At 71.8% G+C, this 20,438-nt stretch carries 17 protein-coding genes; 16 read left to right on the top strand and 1 reads right to left on the bottom strand.

The annotated features are described in order from the left end of the window. Positions 1–125 precede the first annotated feature (125 nt). From AB0D94_RS30090 to AB0D94_RS30065, 6 genes are all read left to right on the top strand, one after another. On the top strand, positions 126–1,871 hold the full coding sequence (locus AB0D94_RS30090; protein WP_362058062.1) for a hypothetical protein: 1,746 nt from the start codon (positions 126–128) through the stop codon (positions 1,869–1,871). A gap of 99 nt (positions 1,872–1,970) precedes the next feature. Next, complete coding sequence (locus tag AB0D94_RS30085) at positions 1,971–3,266, top strand: AI-2E family transporter (protein WP_362058059.1); 1,296 nt, start codon at positions 1,971–1,973, stop codon at positions 3,264–3,266. 244 nt (positions 3,267–3,510) lie between these two features. Then, positions 3,511–5,145 carry a cytochrome b N-terminal domain-containing protein gene (locus AB0D94_RS30080; protein WP_362058056.1) on the top strand — a complete coding sequence of 545 codons (1,635 nt, stop codon included), beginning with the start codon at positions 3,511–3,513 and terminating at the stop codon, positions 5,143–5,145. Between the two features lie 125 nt (positions 5,146–5,270). Beyond that, positions 5,271–6,929: a cytochrome c oxidase subunit I gene (gene ctaD / locus AB0D94_RS30075; protein ID WP_362058053.1), complete on the top strand. Its 1,659-nt coding sequence runs from the start codon at positions 5,271–5,273 to the stop codon at positions 6,927–6,929. After that, entirely contained in the window at positions 6,926–7,327 is a 402-nt protein-coding gene (locus AB0D94_RS30070; RefSeq protein ID WP_362058050.1) for a cytochrome c oxidase subunit 4, read from the top strand. Before ctaD ends, AB0D94_RS30070 begins: the two co-directional genes overlap by 4 nt. 187 nt (positions 7,328–7,514) lie before the next feature. After that, positions 7,515–8,462 (top strand): NmrA/HSCARG family protein, encoded by a 948-nt coding sequence (locus tag AB0D94_RS30065; protein WP_362058047.1) that lies wholly within the window; start codon positions 7,515–7,517, stop codon positions 8,460–8,462. Here the strand turns inward: AB0D94_RS30065 and AB0D94_RS30060 are convergent. Continuing rightward, positions 8,427–9,032, bottom strand: coding sequence for a GNAT family N-acetyltransferase (locus AB0D94_RS30060; RefSeq protein ID WP_362058044.1), 606 nt, complete (start codon positions 9,030–9,032; stop codon positions 8,427–8,429). The genes AB0D94_RS30065 and AB0D94_RS30060 overlap by 36 nt on opposite strands. 183 nt (positions 9,033–9,215) lie before the next feature. On the opposite strand from AB0D94_RS30060, the gene AB0D94_RS30055 reads away from it, so the two are divergent. From AB0D94_RS30055 to AB0D94_RS30010, 10 genes are read left to right on the top strand one after another with little or no spacing between them, the layout of a single operon-like run. After that, positions 9,216–10,502, top strand: a complete 1,287-nt coding sequence (locus AB0D94_RS30055; protein WP_362058041.1) for an ATP-grasp domain-containing protein — start codon at positions 9,216–9,218, stop codon at positions 10,500–10,502. Next, on the top strand, positions 10,499–11,332 hold the full coding sequence (locus AB0D94_RS30050) for a DUF364 domain-containing protein (protein WP_362058038.1): 834 nt from the start codon (positions 10,499–10,501) through the stop codon (positions 11,330–11,332). The genes AB0D94_RS30055 and AB0D94_RS30050 overlap by 4 nt, the downstream gene beginning before the upstream one ends. Further along, positions 11,329–12,450: a pyridoxal-phosphate dependent enzyme gene (locus AB0D94_RS30045; protein ID WP_362058035.1), complete on the top strand. Its 1,122-nt coding sequence runs from the start codon at positions 11,329–11,331 to the stop codon at positions 12,448–12,450. Before AB0D94_RS30050 ends, AB0D94_RS30045 begins: the two co-directional genes overlap by 4 nt. Next, positions 12,447–13,505 (top strand): dipeptide epimerase, encoded by a 1,059-nt coding sequence (locus AB0D94_RS30040; protein ID WP_362058032.1) that lies wholly within the window; start codon positions 12,447–12,449, stop codon positions 13,503–13,505. Before AB0D94_RS30045 ends, AB0D94_RS30040 begins: the two co-directional genes overlap by 4 nt. A gap of 14 nt (positions 13,506–13,519) precedes the next feature. Continuing rightward, complete coding sequence (locus AB0D94_RS30035; RefSeq protein WP_362058029.1) at positions 13,520–14,776, top strand: MFS transporter; 1,257 nt, start codon at positions 13,520–13,522, stop codon at positions 14,774–14,776. Continuing rightward, positions 14,773–15,582, top strand: coding sequence for a class I SAM-dependent methyltransferase (locus AB0D94_RS30030; RefSeq protein WP_362058026.1), 810 nt, complete (start codon positions 14,773–14,775; stop codon positions 15,580–15,582). The genes AB0D94_RS30035 and AB0D94_RS30030 overlap by 4 nt, the downstream gene beginning before the upstream one ends. Then, positions 15,579–17,144: an ABC transporter substrate-binding protein gene (locus tag AB0D94_RS30025; protein WP_362058023.1), complete on the top strand. Its 1,566-nt coding sequence runs from the start codon at positions 15,579–15,581 to the stop codon at positions 17,142–17,144. The genes AB0D94_RS30030 and AB0D94_RS30025 overlap by 4 nt, the downstream gene beginning before the upstream one ends. Beyond that, positions 17,141–18,088, top strand: coding sequence for an ABC transporter permease (locus AB0D94_RS30020; RefSeq protein WP_362058020.1), 948 nt, complete (start codon positions 17,141–17,143; stop codon positions 18,086–18,088). Before AB0D94_RS30025 ends, AB0D94_RS30020 begins: the two co-directional genes overlap by 4 nt. Continuing rightward, positions 18,085–18,894: an ABC transporter permease subunit gene (locus AB0D94_RS30015; protein ID WP_362058017.1), complete on the top strand. Its 810-nt coding sequence runs from the start codon at positions 18,085–18,087 to the stop codon at positions 18,892–18,894. The genes AB0D94_RS30020 and AB0D94_RS30015 overlap by 4 nt, the downstream gene beginning before the upstream one ends. After that, the gene (locus AB0D94_RS30010) at positions 18,891–20,390 is read left to right on the top strand and encodes an ATP-binding cassette domain-containing protein (RefSeq protein WP_362058014.1); all 1,500 of its coding nucleotides are present in this window, start codon (positions 18,891–18,893) and stop codon (positions 20,388–20,390) included. The genes AB0D94_RS30015 and AB0D94_RS30010 overlap by 4 nt, the downstream gene beginning before the upstream one ends. The last annotated feature ends 48 nt before the right edge of the window (positions 20,391–20,438 follow it).

Here is a 20,438-nt window from a genome sequence, read left to right as displayed (position 1 = left end):
GCTGGAAACCCGACCCCCCAGAACGACTCGGCAGAAGCTCAAGGGCCGGCCGGGCGGGGAGATCCGCCCGCCCGCAGGCCTGAGGAGGGGCGAGCGAGAGCAGTCCGACGTCCTTTGAGGTGGTCATGTACACCACGCCGCGCACGACTACAGAGCCCGCCGAGGGCAGCTCCTCCGTCCGGCTCCAGGACGGGACGGAGATCTCCTGGGTGGGCTTCGGCACGGGACCACTCGTCCTCACGGGCCACCTCGGCGGATACAGCACGCGCCTCCTGGGCCTCACGCCCGCCCAGGCCGCCGAGCGGGCGGCCGTGCTCCTGCGCCCCTACCGCGCGACGCAGGCACCTGCTCCCGCACTGGTGCTGCAAGGCGCCACCCCGGCAACCCGGCTCTTCGAAGGGGACGTCAGCGATCTGGCGGCCGGCCGGCCACCGTACGACTGCGCCACCTACCTGGAGACGCGCGCCGTCTTCACGGCACGCCGCGGCGACCTGGTCGTAGGAAGGACGGCGCCCTGGCGGGAAGCCGCCGAAGTGTTCGGCATCGACACCGTGGACCTCCAAGACCTGGAGCACTACTACCTCTGCCAGGCGCTGCTCGCCGCGGCCGACCGTCACACGGACGATGCGGCCGAAAGCCCGGTGGGCCGGCTCGTCGCCTGGCTGATGTCGCATCCCGATGCGGTGGTACGGCCCTACGCGCTCGACGAGGAGACACAGATCTTCCTGCTCTGGCTCCTGCACAGAGCAGGGCTGAGCAGCCTGCGGGTCGAGGCCAACAACCATGTGGTGTCCACGCGGTGGAACAGCAAGCGCCACATCCACCCCTACGTCGGCGATGCCGAAGCACTGCCCGCATCCGGTGTCGGACCGCAGCAGCTGCTGGCGGCCGAACAGCGCCTCAGCGAGGCCTACCGGCGCCTACGGCTGGTGATGCCGGTGCTGCCGGGCTACACCCTCGCGCGGACCGACGCCGGGCCCGAGCGCTTCGCCGACGACGCGGTCCGCGCGGCGGCGCTGCTCTGCGACCGCTACCGGATCCAGCGGGCGTTCCTGAAGCCGAGCGAGGCCGGAGACGGTGCCCGCATCGTCGGCCCCGTCGACCTGCGCGACGTCGCCACGCTGCGCGCCGCCGCGGTGGACGCCCACCAGTACGGTGACGACTACCTCCTGGAAGCAGCCGTCGAATTCCTGACCCTGCACTCCGACGGCACCGACCACCCCGTCGCGCCCTCCGGCCACATCCGGGGCGGCGAAGTAGCCGCCGGCCTCACGCTGCAGATCCTCAACGGCTGTGCCTGGGAGGGCAACGCCTACCTCGACGGTGAGGAATGGGAGAACTGCGGCCTCCCACGCCACTTGTACGACACGATGCGCCACAGCATGAGCGCCCTCCACGCCGCCTTCCTCAGCGAACCCAGCATCATCGACGCCAGTTACGGTGGCCTGGTGACAGGCGGAGTCGACTTCGCCGTCGGCCGGATCGGCGGTGTGTTCCAGGACCGCATAGTCGCCGCGGCGATCGATTTCAACCTCTCCTCGAACGGCGCCGAGTACCTGCGCACCTTCCACGAGAAGGTCACAGCGGACGGCACCGGCAGCGGCACCGGGAACGGGAACGGCACCGGCACCGGCGAAAGGTACGCGGCCACCCGCCTGTTCAGACCCACCGCCACCGCGACGCTCGGCGCCACCCGGGCTGCCATGCACGCCGCGCTGCCCGAAGGCGCCGTAGCCGATCTCGTGGCGTGTGTCCCCGGCCGTTGGGGCATGGTGGCTGCCACCGGCACCGGCGTGCGCCACGCCATGACACGGACCGAGCGCCTCGTCGGCATCCTGGCCGACACCGGACTCGCTCAGCCGCTCCCTTAGTCCACACCGGGCACGTGCCCCTCAAGCGGCTGCACCCGGCCGAAGGCGGCCGGGCCTGAATCGCGGGCAGACGGGGACCGAGACGGAAGGAGGTGCCGGATGCCCGGGATCCGCGCGTGGCTCGGCCGCGTGAAGGACGGCGCCGCGGCACTCGGTGAGCGCCGGGCGCAGGCCCAGGCACGCCACGACGCCGAGGCGGCGGCCGAGCGGGAGCGCGCGGCGGAGGCCCGACGGGCCCGTCCCCGCACCCGGGACCCCGCCCTGACGGTGCCCTGGGGCGTAAGGGTGGCGGCCGAGGCGGGCTGGCGGTTCCTGGTCCTCGCCGCTGCCCTGTGGGTGGTGATGCGGGTCATCGGATCCGTCCGGCTCGTCGTCCTCGCCTTCGCCGCCGCGCTCCTGGTCACCGCGTTGCTGGAGCCGACGGTCGCCCGGCTGCACCGGCTCGGGCTGTCCCGTGGGGCCGCCACCGCCATCACAGCGCTGTGCGGGTTCCTCGTACTCGGTCTGGTCGGCTGGTTCGTCGTCTGGCAGGTCCTCGATAATCTCGGCAATCTGTCCGGGCGTCTCCAGGAGGGCATCGAGGAACTGAAACGATGGCTCCTCGACAGCCCCTTCCATGTGACCGAGCAACAGATCAACGATGTCGCCGAACGCCTGAGCGATGCCATCGGCACCAGTACCAGTGAGATCACCTCGACAGGTCTCCAGGGGGTCACCGTCCTGGTGGAGGTACTCACGGGGATGCTCCTGGCGATGTTCGTCACGCTGTTCCTGCTGTACGACGGCAAGCGCATCTGGCAGTGGACGCTCAAGCTGGTGCCCGCCGCCGCCCGGCCGGACGTGGCGGACGCGGGCCCGCCGGCCTGGCGGACGCTCACCGCGTACATCCGGGGAACGATGGTCGTCGCCTTCATCGACGCCCTGTTCATCGGCCTGGGCATCTACATCCTCGGCGTGCCGCTCGCTGTCCCCATCGGAGTGGTGATCTTCCTGGCCTCGTTCGTGCCCCTCGTCGGCGCGGTCGCGTCCGGGGCGCTCGCCGTAGTCGTCGCGCTGGTCACCCAGGGAGTGTTCACCGCGCTCATGGCTCTGCTGGTGGTGCTCGTCGTCCAGCAGATCGAGGGCCACGTGCTGCAGCCGTTCATCCTGGGGAGGGCCGTGCGGGTCCACCCCGTGGCGGTGGTGCTGGCCGTCGCCACCGGCGGCGTGGTCGCCGGTATCGGCGGCGCGGTCGTCGCCGTTCCGCTGGTAGCCGTGGCCAACACGGTGATCGTGCACCTGGGCGGCGCCCATGCGGCAGACGGCGACGTGGTGGAAGCCAGCTCTCCGCCGGTCGAGGGGGAAGGGCCGCCGGACCGGCCGGCGGCGCCGGGCCAGGACCCCGGAGCACCGTAGGGGCAAGCCTGTGCGGTACGTCCACAGTCCGACTCGGACCGGTGCGTCGTGCCTGCATGCCGCGGCGCCTCCGACGGGCCTGTTCGGGTCTGCGTGGCGCGCGCCTGCCTGCCTCCTCGCCCGGCTCGCGCCATGCTCGGGGACGACTGCGACTGTCCGAGGCGTCCGTCGGTATCAGCTTTCCCGGTGGCGCCGTCCCCGTTGGCGAGGAGACCGTGTGCTGCTGAAACGGCGAAGGGCACGGATGGCGCGCCGTCTCAGGCGCACCGGGCGATCGGGCGTGGTCGCCGCCGACGCCCGCCTTCCGCTGCTCGGGCAGGTCCGGGCCGGGTTGCGCAAGGTCTTCCCCGACCACTGGTCGTTCCTGCTCGGTGAGATCGCCCTGTACAGCCTGCTGGTGCTCCTGCTCACCGGAACCTGGCTGGCGCTGTTCTTCGCCCCGTCGCTGGAGCACGTCACCTACACCGGGCCCTACGTGCCACTGCAGGGGCGGCCCGTCTCGGAGGCCTACGCCTCGACCCTGCGGATCAGCTTCGAGGTGCGGGGCGGTCTGCTGATCCGCCAGATCCACCACTGGGCGGCGCTGGTGTTCGTCTTCGCCATCGGCGCGCACCTGCTGCGCGTCTACTTCACAGGTGCCTTTCGCCGACCCCGGGAGTTGAACTGGGTGGTCGGCGTGACGATGTTCCTCCTCGCGCTCGTCGAGGGCTTCGCCGGCTACTCGCTGCCGGACGACCTGCTCTCGGGCACCGGGCTGCGCACCGCCCAGGGAATCATGCTGTCCGTCCCGGTGGCCGGCACCTACCTGTCGTTCTTCGTCTTCGGCGGCGAGTACCCCGGCGGGGACATCATCGCCCGCCTGTATCCCGTCCACATCCTGCTCGTGCCCGGCCTCCTGGTGGGACTGGTGGCCCTGCACCTGCTGCTGGTGGTGCGCCTCAAGCACACCCAGTGGGCCGCCCCCGGCCGGACCGGCCGCAACGTCGTGGGCCAGCCGTTCTTCCCCCACTACGTGGCGAAGTCCGCGGGCCTTTTCTTCATGGTGGCCGGGCTGCTGGTGGCGCTCGGGGCGCTGGCTCAGATCAACCCCGTCTGGGCCTACGGTCCCTACCGTCCCGATTTCGACTCGACCGGCTCGCAGCCCGACTGGTACGTGGGATTCCTGGAGGGCGCGCTGCGTCTGATGCCGGGGGTCGAGACCCGCCTGTGGGGTCATACGCTGATGTGGAATCCGCTGGTCACCGGGGTGGTGCTGCCAGGACTGTTCTTCCTAGGCCTGTACGCCTATCCGTTCTTCGAGCACTGGATCAGCGGCGACCCGGGGGAGCGGCACCTGTGCGACCGGCCCCGTAACCGGCCCGCCCGCACGGCGCTGGGCGTGGCCGTGCTCAGCGGGTACGCGGTGCTGCTGCTGGCCGGAGCCCAGGACTGGATCGCCTTCATCACGGAGGTGCCGGTCGCGGGGATCACCTGGGCGCTGCGCTGCGCCTTCCTGCTGCTCCCGCCGGCCGCCTTCTGGCTCACCCGACGCCTCTGCCTGGCCCTTCAGGCCCGCGACAGCCACCTGCTGCTGCACGGGGCCGAGACCGGCGAGGTACGGCAGTCCGTCGAGGGCGGCTACCACCCCGCCCACGAGCCGCTTCCACCGGCGGAGCGGTACTTGCGTACGGTCTACGAGATTCCCGTGCCGCTCACGGCACCGGCGGGTGCCGAGGGCGCCGGTCCGCGCCGCCGGATGGTGGCCCGGCTGCGGCGCGCCCTCAGCCGCTGGTACCACGGCGACCCGATGCGGCCGCCGGTCTCTCCCGCCGCGAGCCGCACGGTCGAGGCCGTGCTCGCCGGTCCGGACAAGCCGGCCCCGCCGTCCGAAACACCGTGACCTCCGCCCCGTGCCGCCATTGGTGCCCAACGTGGCGTGCCGCGCCGGTGTCGTGATCCGAGACTCCCCCGGGAAGTGCTTGGCTGGCGCGAGCGCCCTTGTCCGACACTCCGCGGGGAGGCTCCATGGTGTCGAACGGTGAGCAGCTGGGTACCACGGTCCGGCCTGGTGCGACCGAGCGGCGCGTGGCATCGGGCAGCTCCGTACTGCGCCTGCTGTCGACGACCGATCACAAGGTGATCGGATACATGTACCTGGTCACCGCGTTCTGCTTCTTCCTGTTCGCCGGCGTGCTGGCCCTGCTGATGCGCGCCGAGTTGGCCAGGCCGGGGATGCAGATCGTTTCCTCGGAGCAGTACAACCAGCTCTTCACGGTGCACGGCACCATCATGATGCTGCTGTTCGCGACCCCGACCTTCACGGGGTTCGCCAACGCGCTGATGCCGCTGCAGATCGGTGCGCCCGACGTAGCCTTCCCCCGCCTGAACGCCTTCACCTACTGGGTGTACCTGTTCGGCGGGCTCATGGTGGTGAGCGGATTCCTGACAGCCAACGGCTCGGCTGCGTTCGGCTGGTTCGCGTACGCCCCGCTCAACGGCGCTGTCTTCTCACCCGGAATCGGCGCGGACCTGTGGGTGATGGGACTGGTGGTGTCGGGACTGAGCACGATCCTGGGTTCCGTCAATTTCATCACCACGATCGTCTGCCTGCGCGCGCCGGGCATGACGCTCTTCCGGATGCCGGTGTTCACCTGGAACGTACTGTTCACCTCCATCCTGGCGCTGCTGGCCTTCCCGGTCCTGACCGCCGCGCTGCTCGCGCTGGAGGCGGACCGCAAGCTCGGCTCCCATGTCTTCGACGCCGCCAATGGCGGGGCGCTGCTGTGGCAGCACCTGTTCTGGTTCTTCGGTCATCCCGAGGTCTACATCGTCGCGCTGCCGTTCTTCGGAATCGTCAGTGAGATCCTGCCCGTCTTCAGCCGCAAGCCGATCTTCGGGTACGTCGCCCTCGTCGGGGCGACCATGGCCATCACAGGGCTCTCCGCCACCGTCTGGGCGCACCACATGTTCGCCACCGGCGCCGTGCTGCTGCCGTTCTTCTCGCTGCTGTCCTTCCTCATCGCGGTGCCCACCGGCGTGAAGTTCTTCAACTGGATCGGGACGATGTGGAACGGGTCGCTCTCCTTCGAGACACCCATGCTGTGGTGCATCGGGTTCCTCGTCACCTTCCTGCTCGGCGGGCTCACGGGCGTCCTGGTCGCCTCTCCGCCGATGGACTTCCACCTCACCGACAGCTACTTCGTCGTGGCCCACCTGCACTACGTGCTCTTCGGCACGATCGTCTTCGCCACGTTCGCGGGCTTCTACTTCTGGTGGCCGAAGTTCACGGGGAGGATGCTCGACGAGCGCCTGGGAAAGATCCATTTCTGGACCCTGTTCACCGGCTTCCAGCTGACCTTCCTCGTCCAGCACTGGCTCGGCGAGCAGGGGATGCCGCGCCGGTACGCCGACTACCTGGCCCAGGACGGCTTCACGCTGCTCAACACCATGTCGAGCATCGGCTCCTTCCTGCTCGGTCTGTCCACGCTGCCCTTCCTGTACAACGTGTGGCGCACGGCCCGCGGGGGACGCACGGTGCAGACCGACGACCCGTGGGGCTGGGGCCGGTCCCTGGAGTGGGCGACGAGCTGTCCGCCCCCGCGGCACAACTTCGTCTCGCTGCCCAGGATCCGCTCGGACTCTCCCGCGTTCGACCTGCACCACCCGGAGGTGGCCGGCCGATGAAGGCGGAAGCATGGCTGTTCACCGGTGTGGCCGTGTTCTTCGCGGCGACGGGCGGGGTGTACGCCGCCTTCGCACCCGATCCGGCGGGCATCGCCGCCCTGATGGTGTCGCTGCTGATGTCCGCGCTCATCGCCTGCTACCTGTGGCGGCAGTCCTTCCGGAGCGCGCCGCGGCCGGAGGACGAGGGGGAGGCCGAGGTCTCCGTCGGCGGCGGCCGGCGGTTCTTCTTCCCCGCGCGCAGCTACGCGCCGGTGGTCGCGGCTGCGGGAACGGCGCTGGTGGGCCTCGGGCTGGTGCAGGGGCTGTGGCTGGCCCTGATCGGGGTCGGCGTTCTGGTGCCCGGCGTGTTCGGGTTCGTGTTCCGCGGCGGAGAGCGCATCGGCGAACAGGGCGGCTGACAGCGCGGGCGCACCCCTCGTCCCGCCCCGCCCCACCCACGCACAGCCGGGGGAGAGCGGTACGCCCATCCGGTCCAGCCTCGGCGTGTGCCACCGGCCGGCAGTGGCCCGTGCCCGTAGCTTTCGCAGCGGATGCGCCGGGCCGGACACGGAACGGGGCGCAGGAAACAGGAAGCGGGTGCCGGCGATGACCGAGCAGCGAATCGTCACCGTCTTCGGCGCGACGGGACACCAGGGAGGCTCACTCGTACGGGCCATCCACGCGGACCGGGACAGCGGCTTCGTGGTGCGCGCCGTCACCCGCCGGCCGGACTCGGACCGGGCCAAGGAGCTGGAACGGCTCGGGGCCGAGGTGGTCCGGGCGGATCTGGACGACGAGGAGAGCCTGGTCGCGGCACTCGAGGGCGCGTACGGGGCGTACCTGGTGACCAACTTCTGGGAGGACATGGACGCGGCGCACGAGAAGGCCCAGGCGGAGGCCCTGGCCCGGGCGGCCGGGCACGTGGGCGTGCAGCACGCCATCTGGTCCACCCTGGAGGACACCCGCGAGTGCATTCCACTCGACGACGACCGGATGCCCACGCTCCAGGGCTCGTACAAGGTCCCCCACTTCGACGGCAAGGCCGAAGCCGACCACTACTTCACCGATGCCGGTGTACCGACCACCTTCCTGCGCACGACCTTCTTCTGGGAGAACCTGTTCGGCGCGTTCGCCCCGCAGCGCGGCGAGGACGGCACCCTCGAGCTGAGCTTCCCGATGGGCGACAGAAAGCTCGCCGGCATCGGTGTCGACGACGTCGGCAAGACTGCGCTCGCCATCCTCAAGCGCGGCACCGACTTCATCCCCGCCACCGTCAGCATCGCGGGCGAACACCTGCCCCTTGCCGACATGGCCGCGGCCCTCTCCGAGTCACTCGGCCAACCCGTGCGCTACCGGCCTCTGACGCCGGACGCGTTCCGCGCCCTCGGCTTCCCCGGAGCCGACGAGGCAGGCAACATGTTCCAGTTCTACGCCGACTGCGAGGACCACTTCACCGGCGCCCGCGACCTGGACGCCGTCCGCGCCATCAACCCGGCCCTCCAGGACTTCTCCACCTGGCTAGCCGCACACCGGGACGAATTCCACCTGGCCTGAGGTGCTGCGCGCAGCACCGATCGGGATTTCGAAGTGGACGGTGCCGTAGCCGCCGTGCTCGCCGGTCGTGCGGGCGTCGCAGACCTCTTCGGCCATGCTGCGCCAGAAGGCTTCCGCGCCCGGGATGTCGACGTTCGTGTGCAGGTAGACCGTGTCGTAGCCGGGGACGCCGGCGGCGAACTCGCACGCTGTCCTGACCATGGCGCGCGCCAGGCCGTGCCTGCGGTGGTCCGGGCGCACGTACACCCGTAGCAGCTGCGCCGTGCGTCCGGAGGGATAGCGCTCGGTGAGCCAGCGGGGGTGTGGGGGGTGTGCCGGGCCCCGGGAGTTCAGCGCGGTGGTGGCGACCACTTCTTCGCCCAGGACGGCCACGACGAGGGTGTGGCGGGGGTGCCTGAGGTAGGTGCTGTCGATGTCGACCACGTCGTCGTGCCACTGAGGTACGTAGCCGTAGTCGAACTCCCGGTAGAACGTGTCGAGCATGACGCTCCGCGCGCCGGGTACGTCCCCGGGCCTGGCGTGCCGTACCACGTACGGCCCGATCTCTTGGCTCTGTGTCAGGTCTCTCATGGCTCGGTGGCTCCCTTCCGACGCTCCGGTCCCGTGAGCGGCAGGCTACCGGAAATTCGGCCTATTGGAAATGAAAACGATTTCAGGTAGCTTCCTCCTCGGTTCGGTGCGGACGCCTCCCGTCAGGCGGTCCGTTTCGCCGGTATGCCCCGCAGTCGTGACGGCATCTTGAGAGGAAGTCCCTTGGCACATCTGCTGATTGTCGAGAGCTGGGTGGGGTCGATGAGCAGGCTGCTGCCCAGGGCGATCGGAGAAGGCGGGCACGAGTTCACCTTCGTCACCCGGGACCTGCACCACTACCTGCGGGGCGCCGGGTCCGACGGCCCGCACCCGTTGCTGGCCGCGCGCAACATCATCACCGCGGACACCAACGACATGGACGAACTGCTGCCCCACCTGGAACGCCTGCACGCGGTGCTCGCCTTCGACGGGGTCGTCTCCTCCTGCGACTACTACCTGCCGGCCGTGGCCCGGATCGCCGACCGGCTGGGACTGCCCGGCCCGACCGTGGAAGCCGTCGAAGGAGCCTGCCGCAAGGACCTGACCCGCCGGGTACTGGCCGGGGCCGGGGTGCCGGGCCCTCGTTTCGCGCTCTGTGCCGACACGGCACAGGCCGCGGCCGCCGCCCGGGAGATCGGCTATCCCCTGGTGGTCAAGCCCGTGGACCTGTGCGCCGGCATGCTGGTCCGCGAGGTCCGCGACGAGCGGGAGCTGGAACTCGCCTGCCGGGCGCTGGCCGAGTTCCCGGTCAACGCACGCGGGCAGGACCGTACGCCCTCCGTCCTCCTCGAAGAACTGCTCACCGGCCCCGAAGTCAGCGTCGAGACCGTCTCCTTCGGTGGTGTCACGGGCGTGGTCGGCGTCACGGACAAGAGCATCGGCGGAGCGCCCGCCTTCATCGAGACCGGTCACATGTTCCCGGCGGGCATCGCACCGGAGTCGGAGCGGGAAGCGGCCGACACGGCTGTGGCCGCGGTGAACGCCCTCGGCCTGGACCACGTGGTCTGCCACACCGAGATCAAACTGACGCCCGAGGGCCCCAGGGTGGTCGAGGTCAACCCCCGGCCCGCCGGCAACCGGATCACCGAACTCGTCCGGCACGTCACGGGCATCGACCTGGCCGCCGCCTGCGTGGACGTCGCCCTCGGCCGCGTGCCCGACCTCACGCCGCGCCCGACCGGCGTGCACAGCGCCGCCATCGCCTTCCTGCTCCCCGACACCACCGGCACCCTCACCGGCATCCAGGGCGCCGACGAGGTCCGGGCGCAGCCCGGGGTACTGGAACTCACCCTCGCCGAGCCGGGCCGTGCCGTTCGTGCCGCGACCAGCAACAACGAGTACCTCGGCCACATCATGACGGCCGACACCCGGGGCAGCGGGGCCCGCGAGGCCGCCGAGCGGCTCATCGCGCACCTGCACCCCATTCTTGAGGAGCAGGGCGCCGAGCTGGCGTCGGCGGTGCCCGCATGACCGCGCCCACCCTCCACGAGCCCGCCGTACGCACCGTCGACCAGCTCATCGAAGCGGTCCGCAACGGGAGTTACGGACCCGACCCCGCCCAGGAACGCATCGCGCTCGCCTTCACCACGCTCCAGGCGGTGCGACACGCAGGCCGCAGCAGCGGATACCGCAACGAGGTGCTCAGCCTGCGCCTGGACGCAGCCGTCGGCTCCTGCGCCGTGGAGCCGGGAGCCTTGCCGCCGGCGGCACTCGACGACTGTGTCGGAGCCCCGGTGGCCGAGCTCCTCGATCACCCGATGCTTCCCGTGCGGATCGCCGCGCTCGACGCGTACCTGAGCCGTGTGCGCCCGCACGCTCCCGAGCACGGCGCCCGCCCTCACACCCTGCCGGCCGGCAGCTCCCTGCAGCGGTCCAGAGCCCGCGCCCGCGCCGTGGTCGATCTGCTGCCGGCGACCGGGAACCACAGGGTCCTCGTCATCGGCGTGGTCAACTCCCTGCTGGAACAGCTGCGCGAGCGCGGCGCCGGTTACGTGCCCTGCGACCTCAAGGGCGGCACCACCGAGTGGGGCGAGCCCGTACGGACCGACGCCCTCACGGAGCTGGAGCACTGCGACGCAGTCCTCGCCTCCGGCATGACCCTCGGCAACGGAACCTTCCAGCCGCTGCTCGACCACGCCGCGGCCACGGGCAAGCCCCTGGTCATGTTCGCGCAGACCGGCAGCGCGGTCCTCCCGCGCTTCGTGGGCGCCGGGGTCAGCGCCGTGTCCGCCGAGCCCTACCCCTTCTTCTGGCTCGACGGCGGCCCCGGAGTCATCCACCACTACGGAGGCACCCGGTGACCGTCGCACCCCCGCTGCACCGCCCGCCGGCCCACAGCGCGAACCCGGAGCTGCTGACGCTGGCCGGCCGCACCCCGCTCGCGCGGATCCGTACGGAACTGCCCTACGCCCACCCGGGCTTCTGGGCCAAGCTCGAATGCCTCGGCGCCGGTGGCATGAAGGCACGGTCCGCCGTGTCCATGCTGCGCGGCGCCCGGCAGCGCGGCGAACTGCGCCCGGGCGCCACCGTCGTCGAATCCACCTCCGGAACCCTGGGGGTCGGTCTCGCCTTCGCCGGACAGGCCCTGGGCCATCCCGTCGTCCTCGTCGGGGACCGCGAACTCGAGCCGTCCATGCGGCAGTTGCTCCGCGCGTACGGTGCACAGCTGGAGCTGGTGGAGCGCCCCGCCCCCGAGGGCGGCTGGCAGGCCGCCCGGATCGCCCGCCTCCACGAGGTGCTGGCCCGGATCCCGGACGCCTACTGGCCCGACCAGTACAACAACCCCGACAACGCGGCCGGCTACCTCTCCATGGCCGCCGAACTCTGCGGGCAGCTCGACCACCTGGACGTCCTGGTGTGCAGCGTCGGCACCGGCGGTCACAGCGCCGGGCTCATCGGCCCGCTGCGCCGCCGCTGGCCGCGCCTGAAGGTGATCGGCGTCGACTCCGTCGGCTCGGCCATCTTCGGCCAGCCGGCCCGCCCCCGCCTCATGCGCGGACTCGGCAGCAGCATCCACCCGCGCAACGTCGCCCACCACGCCTTCGACGAGGTCCACTGGGTAGGCCCGGCCGAAGCCGTCGACGCCTGCCGCAGGCTCGCCCGTACCAGCTTCGTCAGCGGCGGCTGGAGCACCGGCGCCGTCGCCCTCGTCTCCGCCTGGGCCGCCCGGGTCGAGGCCGGAGCGGTCGTGGCCACCGTCTTCCCCGACGGCCCGCACCGCTACCTCGGCACCGTCTACGACGACGACTTCTGCCACGCGCACGGCCTCGACCGGGCCGAACTGGCCTCGCGCCCCCTGGAGATCGCCCACCCCCACGCGACCGAGGCCGTCGGCTGGACCCGCTGCCGCACCGTCATCGACCCGCTCGCGGCCACTCGGCCCCACGTGCCCGCACCGGCGCGGGGAGGAGCCGCATGAGACTCACCTGGCACACCACCGAGCTGGAACTGGCCGAGCCGCTGCGCATCTACCGCTCGGTGATGGCCCGCCGCGACGCGGTCTGGGTCGCGATCGAGCACGGCGGCCTGACCGGCTGGGGCGAGGTGGTCAGCAGCGACTACCTCGGCCTGCCCACCGCCCGCATCGTCCGGCACCTCACCAGGGCGCGCGAGGCAGTCGAACGACTTCCCGACCCCGAGACCGCGTGGGACGAACACGTGGCCGACTCGCTGCCCGGCTTGCCCCAGCTGCCGGCCGGTGTGCTCGCCGGGATGGAGGCGGCCCTGCTCGACCTGGTCGGCAAGCGGGCCGGCCGGCCCGCCCATCAGCTCCTGGGCACGCACACCGCACCGGCCGCGCAGACCACTCGTACGATCGGCATCACTGCGCCCGTACCGGCCGCCGCACAGGCGGCCCGGCTCGCCATGAGCGGCTTCACCGCCCTCAAGGTCAAAGCGGGATCCCCCGATCCGGCCGAGGACCTGGCGCGCGTCGAAGCCGTACGCACCGGCGCCCCCGAGGCGAGCCTGCTCCTCGACCCCAACGGGGCCTGGACCGAACGGCAGGCGCTCGACCTGCTCCCGCGCTTCGCCGCGCTCGGCGTCACCGCCGTGGAGCAGCCCATCGCACCGGGCAGCCCCGACGCGCTCGCACGCGTGGCCAAGGAGTCCCCGGTGCCCGTCATCGCCGACGAGGACGCCGTCTCCTACGAGGACGCCGTAGCCCTCGCCGGACAGGTGCACGGAGTGAACGTCAAGCTCGCCAAGTGCGGCGGGGTACGGGCCGCCCTGCGCATCCACGACGCACTGCGCGGCAGCGGCACCGACCTCATGCTCGGCTGCCTCACCGCCAGCTCGCTCGGCATCGCACCCGCCGTGCACCTCGCCGACCGGGCCCGTTGGGTGGACCTCGACGGGCACTTGCTGCTCGCCGACGACCCCTGGACCGGTATCGGCGGCACGGACGGCACCGTACGGGCCGCCGACCGGGCCGGACTCGGCGTCCGGCGCACCCACGCGGCGGTCGTGAGGTGAGGATCCTCAGCTCGATGCGGGGCTTCCCCCTCGCCGTACGACTGCTCCTGGTCAACCAGCTCGGCGTCAACACCGGCTTCTACCTGCTCATCCCGTACCTCGCCACCCACCTCTCCGACGACCTGGGGCTCTCGGCCGCCGTCGTCGGCGTCGTCCTCGGCCTGCGCAACCTCAGCCAGCAGGGCCTGTTCCTGATCGGCGGCTCGGCCGCCGACCGGCTCGGTGCACGCGGGGTGATCATCGCGGGCTGCGCCCTGCGCACGGTGGGATTCGGTTTGTTCGCCCTCGGCGACAGCCTGCCGTTGCTGATCGCCGCGTCCATACTCAGCGGCCTGGCGGGGGCCCTGTTCAACCCCGCCGTGCGGACGTACGTCGCCCAGGAGGCAGGGGAGCGCAAGGCGGAGGCGTTCGCGCTGTTCAACGTCTTCGCCACCACCGGGGCGCTGCTGGGCCCGCTGCTCGGCACCCTGCTGCTGCTCGTGGACTTCCGGGCGGCCGCCGTCACCGCGGCCTCCGTGTTCGCCGCCCTGACCCTCGCTCAGCTGCTCGTGCTGCCGGCCCGTGAGGTTCCGGCCCCCGACACGGGCGTCCTCGCCGACTGGCGCGAGGCCGCGGGCAACCGCCCGTTCCTGGCGTTCTCCTTCGCCATGGTCGGGATGTACGGCCTGGAGAGCCAGCTGTACCTGCTGCTGCCCCGTGCGGCGACCGACGCCTCCGGCTGGGGCGGCTCGGTCGGCCTGCTGTTCCTCGCCGGGACCGTCGCCAACCTCCTGTTCCAGCTGCGCATCACCCGCGCCCTGAAGGCCCGCGGCAGCAGGGGGCGCTGGATCGCCACCGGCCTGGTCGTCATGGGCCTCGGGTTCCTGCCCCCGATGCTCGTGGCCGGCGCCGCCGCCGCGCACCCGCTGCGCCTCCTGCCGGTCCTCGCCGGGGCCCTGCTGCTGCACGTCGGGGTGATGGTCGCCCAGCCCTTCGTGATGGAGCTGATACCGGCCTTCGGGCGCCCGAACCTGACGGGCACGTTCTACGGCCTCTTCTACGCCGTCTCCGGAGTCGCGGCCGCCGCCGGCAGCGCGGCCATCGGCTGGTCCATGGACACCGCCGGCCACAACGGCCTGACCTGGCTCCCGTACGCCTGCTGCCTGACCCTCGGCCTGACCTCGGCAGCGGCCGTGGCGCACCTGCACCGAAGACGGGCCCTGCCCGCCGGCCAGGATCCGGACCCCCTGCCCCCTCGTACCCCCGCACGCCCCCGAAGCGAGCCCCGATGACCAGCGGCAACCTGCTCACCGACCACCCCGCGCTCTACGAGGAGCGCTTCCCCGACCCCGAACGGCTCGCCGCCCGCTGGACCGAGGACGTACTGGCCCGCCACGGGGCCGGACCCCGCGTGCTCGACGTCGGGTGCGGCACCGGGCGTGACGCCGCCTGGCTGCACCGTGCCGGGCGCGAGGTCACCGGAATCGACACCTCGCAGGCCATGCTGGCCCACGCAGGTACACACCACCCGGGGCCGGGCTACCACCTGGCCGACATGCGCGACTTCGACCTCGACGCCACCTTCGACGCGGTCGTCTGCCTGGACAGCGCCATGCTCTACTGCCACACCAACGAGGACCTCACGGCCTTCCTCGCCCGCTGCCGCGCCCACCTCACCCCCGGCGGGCTGCTCGTCGCCGAGATGCGCAACGGGGCCTTCTTCCTCGGCAACACCGAACTCCTCGACGGACCGCGCACCGCCTCCTTCGCCTGGCGCGGCACCACGTACACCTCCCACACCACCCTGTGGATCGATCACGGCGCGCAACTCCTGCGCCGCCGCCGGACCTGGACCGCCGACGACGGCTCCCCTCCGGACGAGCAGCACTCCGCCTGGAGGCTCCTCTTCCCGCAGGAACTCCGGTACTTCCTCACCACCGCCGGCTTCGAGGTCCTCGCGCTGTACGACGGACCCGGCCCCCGCACCGAACCGCCGTGGAGCGGAGCCGAGGCCCCGCACGGGACCACGAGTTCCGACCGCCTCCACCTCGTCGCCCGGCTCACGTCCCACCCTCGCAACGGAGACACCACCCCATGAACGACGCCCGCTCCAGCCTCGCCCGCAGAGGCTTCCTCATCGCCACCGGCGCCACCGCCCTCGCCTTCACCGCCGCCTGCGGCACCGGCGCCACCGCCCCCGACGCCAAGAACGCCGCAGAGGGCGCCCCCAAGCCCGGCGGCAAGCTGCGCGCCGCCTTCGCCGGCGGCGGCGCCAACGAGACCCTCGACCCGCACGCCGCCAACCTGTTCGTCGACGCCGCCCGCGCCAAGGCCCTCTTCGACAAGCTCGCCGATTTCGGTGCCGACCTCGCCGCCGTCCCCAGGCTCGCCGAGCGCTGGGAGCCGGGCGCCGCCCTCGACACCTGGCGCGTCACCTTGCGCAAGGCGGTCTTCCACGACGGCAAGCCGGTCACCGCCGAGGACGTCCTCTACAGCTACCGCAGGATCGCGGACCCCAAGGGAACCTTCCGGGCCAAGGCATCCCTGGAGCCGATCGACCTCGACGCCAGCCGCGCCCTGGACCCCTCCACCGTCGAGTTCAAGCTGAAGCGCCCGTACGCCGAATTCCCCAACGTCCTGGCGGCGTTCGGCGCGTACATCGTGCCCAAGGACGCCACCGCCTTCGACAAGCCCATCGGCTCCGGACCGTTCAGCTTCGTCTCCTTCAAGCCCGGCAGCTCCCTCGTCGTCAAGCGCAACGACGCGTACTGGGAGGGCGCCCCCCACCTCGACGAGCTCGAATTCGTCGTCGCCGGCGAGGAGTCGGCACGCGTCAGCGCCCTGCTCGGCGGGCAGGTCGAGTACGCCCACGAACTGAACCCGGCCACCGCCCGCACCCACGAGGGCAAGGGAAGGATCGACATCGTCCGCCTCCCGGGCAGTGCCATGCAGGGCTTCGTGATGAAGACGGACCGGCCGCCGTTCAACGATCCCCGGGTCCGCCAGGCCTTCTTCCTCATCGCCGACCGCAAGGAACTCGTCGACGGAGCCCTCTCCGGCGCCGGCGAGATCGGCAACGACCTGTTCGGCAAGGGCTACCAGTACTACCCCGCCGGCCTCCCGCAGCGTACCCAGGACCTCGAAAAGGCCCGCGCCCTGCTCAAGGAGGCCGGGGCCGAGGGCCTCAAGGTCACCCTCGACACCGCCCCCGCCGCCACGGGCTTCGTCGAGGCCGCCGGCATCTTCAAGGAGCAGGCCGCCAAGGCCGGAGTCACCGTCGAGATCAAGGTCGGCAACAAGGACACCTACTGGAAGGACATCCTGAACGACGGCACCTTCGCCTCCTACCGCTCGGGCGCCATGCCCATCGAGTCCCACATCTCGCAGCGACTGCTGACCGGCTCCACCACCAACGCCACCAGGTGGCAGCAGAAGGACTTCGACGACCTGTACCAGCAGGCCCAGTCCACCCGCGACGTCACCCAGCGCGGCGCCCTCTACGAGCGGATGCAGCGCCGGCTGTACGACGAAGGCGGCTTCCTGATCTGGGGCTTCGCCGACTGGATCATCGCCACCGCACCCACGGTGCACGGGGTGTCGAAGCAGGCGCCCGCCAACACCCTCGACTGGGCCCGCTTCGACAAGATCTGGCTCGCGTGACACCGCACCTCTCATGGATCGGCCGCCGCCTGCTCCTCGGCCTGGGGCAGACGGCGGCCGTCGTCCTGTTCGTCTTCGCCCTCACCGAGGCGCTGCCCGGTGACGCGGCCGTCGCGCTCGCCGGGGACCAGCCCGATCCCGCCCGCATCGCCCGCATCCGCGAGACGATGGGCCTGGACCGGCCCGCCGCCGAACGCCTCGCCGACTGGGTCGCCGGCCTCCTGCACGGCGACCTCGGGACCTCCCTGGTCACCGGACGGTCCGTCACCGGCTACCTGGCCGCCGGCCTCGGCCCCACCCTGCTGCTGGCCGCCGCGACCCTCGCCCTGCTCGTCCCCCTCTCGGTCGGCCTCGGCGTCCTGGCGGCCCGCCGCGAGGGCGGCCCGCTGGACCGGACCGTCAGCGCCCTGACCCTCGCCGTGCACGCCGTACCGGAATTCGCGGTCGGGGTCCTGCTCGCCACGCTCTTCGGACTGTGGCTGGGCTGGCTGCCGCCCACCGCCGTCGGCGCCGACGTGTTCACCGAACCCGCCGTCCTGATCCTGCCCGTCGTCGTCCTGCTGTCGCGGCCCGTGTGCACGATCAGCCGCCTCGTGCGCGCCGGGATGATCGACGCCATGGCATCCCCGTACGTCGCCCAGGCCCGCCGCTACGGAGTCTCTGGCGCCCGGATCACCTGGACCCACGCCCTGCCCAACGCGCTCGCCCCCGCCACCCAGCAACTGGCCCGCACCTGCGACTGGCTGCTGAGCGGAGTGATCGTCGTGGAGACGCTCTTCGTGATCCCCGGCCTCGGCACCGTACTCATCGAAGCCGTCGCAGCCCGCGACCTCCCCGTCGTCCAGGGCATGGCCGTCGTCTTCGGCACCGTCACCGTCGCGGTCAACCTCGCCGCCGACCTGGCCGCCCGCCGCTTCGCACCCCGGTCCGAGGTGGCGGCATGAAGCGGAAACCATCGAGGTCCCTTCTCGCCCTCGCGCTGATCGGCCTCCCTGTCCTGCTCGCCCTGGTGGGACCCTTCGTGGCGGGCCCGGCCGGACCCCGCTCGGTCTCCTTCGCCTTTCCCGAAGGACACTGGCTCGGCACCGACTTCAGCGGACGCGACGTGTGGCAACAGGTGCTCCTCGGCGGCCGCTCCGTCGTACTGGTGGCGATCGCGGCCACCGCCCTCGCCTACCTCGTCGCCGTCCCGCTGGGCCTCACCGCGGCCCTCACCCGCCGCACCTGGCTGGAAGAAGCACTGATGCGGCCCCTGGACGTGGTCATCGCGGTCCCCTCGCTCCTGCTGGTGCTGCTCGTCGCGGCCACCCTCACCCCGGGACCCGCCGGACTCACCGTCCTGGTCGGCCTGGCCGCCGTACCCGACGCCGCCCGGGTCGTGCACGCGGCGGCCGTCGAGATCTCGTCCCGGCCGGCCGTGGAAGCACTGCGCATGCAGGGCGAATCCTGGTGGCGCACGGCCATCGGGTACGTGGCCCGCTCCATGCGCCGCACCCTCGCCGCCGACGCCGGGATCCGGCTCACCGGAGCCCTCTACCTGGTCGCGACCGCCGCCTTCCTCGGCGTGGGCGTACAGCCGGACGCCGCCGACTGGGCGGTCATGGTCGACCGTAACCGCACCGGCCTGTTCCTCCAGCCCTGGGCCGTGGTCGTGCCCGCCCTGCTCATCGCAGGCCTGTCGATGGGCACCAACCTGCTGTTCGACGCCGTCCTCCAACGGCACGGCCCCCGGAAGGGAGCGACGCGATGACCCTTCTCGCGCACGTGCGGGACCTGCGCGTGCAGATCGGCGGACGGACGATCGTGGACGGCGTGAGCCTCGCCGCACATGCGGGCAAGGTCACCGCCGTCATCGGCCCGTCCGGCAGCGGCAAGACCACCACCGGGCTTGCCCTCCTCGGCGAATACCCGGCCGGTGCCGTGGTCGAGGGCGAGGTCCGCACACCCGCGGGCCCCGTCGGATACGTACCCCAGCACCCGGCCTCCGTCCTCAACCCCGCCCGGCGCGTCGGCGCCCTGCTCACCGACATCACCGCCCGCCAGGGAGGCGGCCGGCGAGAGCGCAGGAGCCGTGTCGAACAGGCCCTGCGCCACGCCCGGATCGCGGACCCCGAGGCCGTGCTGCGCCGCTTCCCGCACCAGCTCTCCGGCGGACAGCAGCAGCGAGTCGTCCTGGCCCAGGCGTTGCTGCTGGGCGCGCGGGTCATCGTCGCCGACGAACCCACCACCGGCCAGGACGTCCTCACCAAACAGGGCATCGTGGCGGAGCTGGCCGCCGTCGCCGCACAGGGCATCGCCGTCGTCCTGCTCAGCCACGACCTGGACGTCGTACGGGAACTGGCCGACGAGGTCGTGGTGATGCGGGCCGGGAAGGTCGTGGACCGCGGACCCGCCTCGTCCGTGCTGGAGGCTCTCGCACCGCAGAAGCCACGTGTTGCGCGAACCCCCCGCCCCCGCGGTCCCAAGCGGCTGGAGACACGGAACCTGACCGCACGGCACCGCACCACGCAGGGAGCCGCCGAGGTGCTGAGCGACATCGAGGTCTCGCTCGCCGCTGGGGAGTGCCTGGCGCTCGTCGGCCGTTCCGGCAGCGGCAAGACCACCCTCGGACGCTGCCTGGCCGGGCTGCATCGCGCGTACGAGGGCACGGTCCTGCTCGACGGGCTGCCGCTGCCGCGAAGTCTCCGTTCCCGCTCCCGCGCCGAACTGGCCGCCGTCCAGTACGTGTTCCAGGACGCGAAGGCGGCCTTCGACGAGCACCGGCCGGTCCTGGACCAGGTCGCCCGCAGCGCGGTACGGCTCCGCGGAGCCCTGCCGCGGGACGCGCGGCGTACGGCCCTCGACACCCTCGGTGAGTTCGGCCTCACCGACAGCCTTGCCGGGCGGCGTCCCGGAGAGCTCTCCGGCGGCGAACTCCAGCGAGCAGCGCTGGCCCGGGCCCTGCTGGCCGGGCCACAGGTCCTCGTCTGCGACGAGATCACCTCCGGCCTCGACGCGGCCACCCGGACCACCATCCTCGACTCGCTCGCCCGGCTCAGGGAGAGCAACGAACTCAGCCTGGTGTTCATCACCCACGACCTCGCCGCCGCCGCAGCCCTCGCGGACCGGATCGCGGTACTCGACACGGGGCGGATCGTCGAGGCCGGCCCTGCCGGTCACCTGATCGAGATGCCGCAGCACGCCGTCACCAAGGAGCTGTTGTCCGCCTCGCTGACGGCCCTGCCGGACCCGGCGCCGAGATGCTGAAGGCGCCGGACGGCACTCGGTCACCGAGTGGAGGGCGGGACCGCACGG

Source organism: Streptomyces sp. NPDC048255 (assembly GCF_040652415.1).
Classification (GTDB): Bacteria; Actinomycetota; Actinomycetes; order Streptomycetales; family Streptomycetaceae; genus Streptomyces.
Note: the sequence above shows the minus strand (reverse complement) of the source record. Positions and strands in the feature narration are given on the sequence as shown.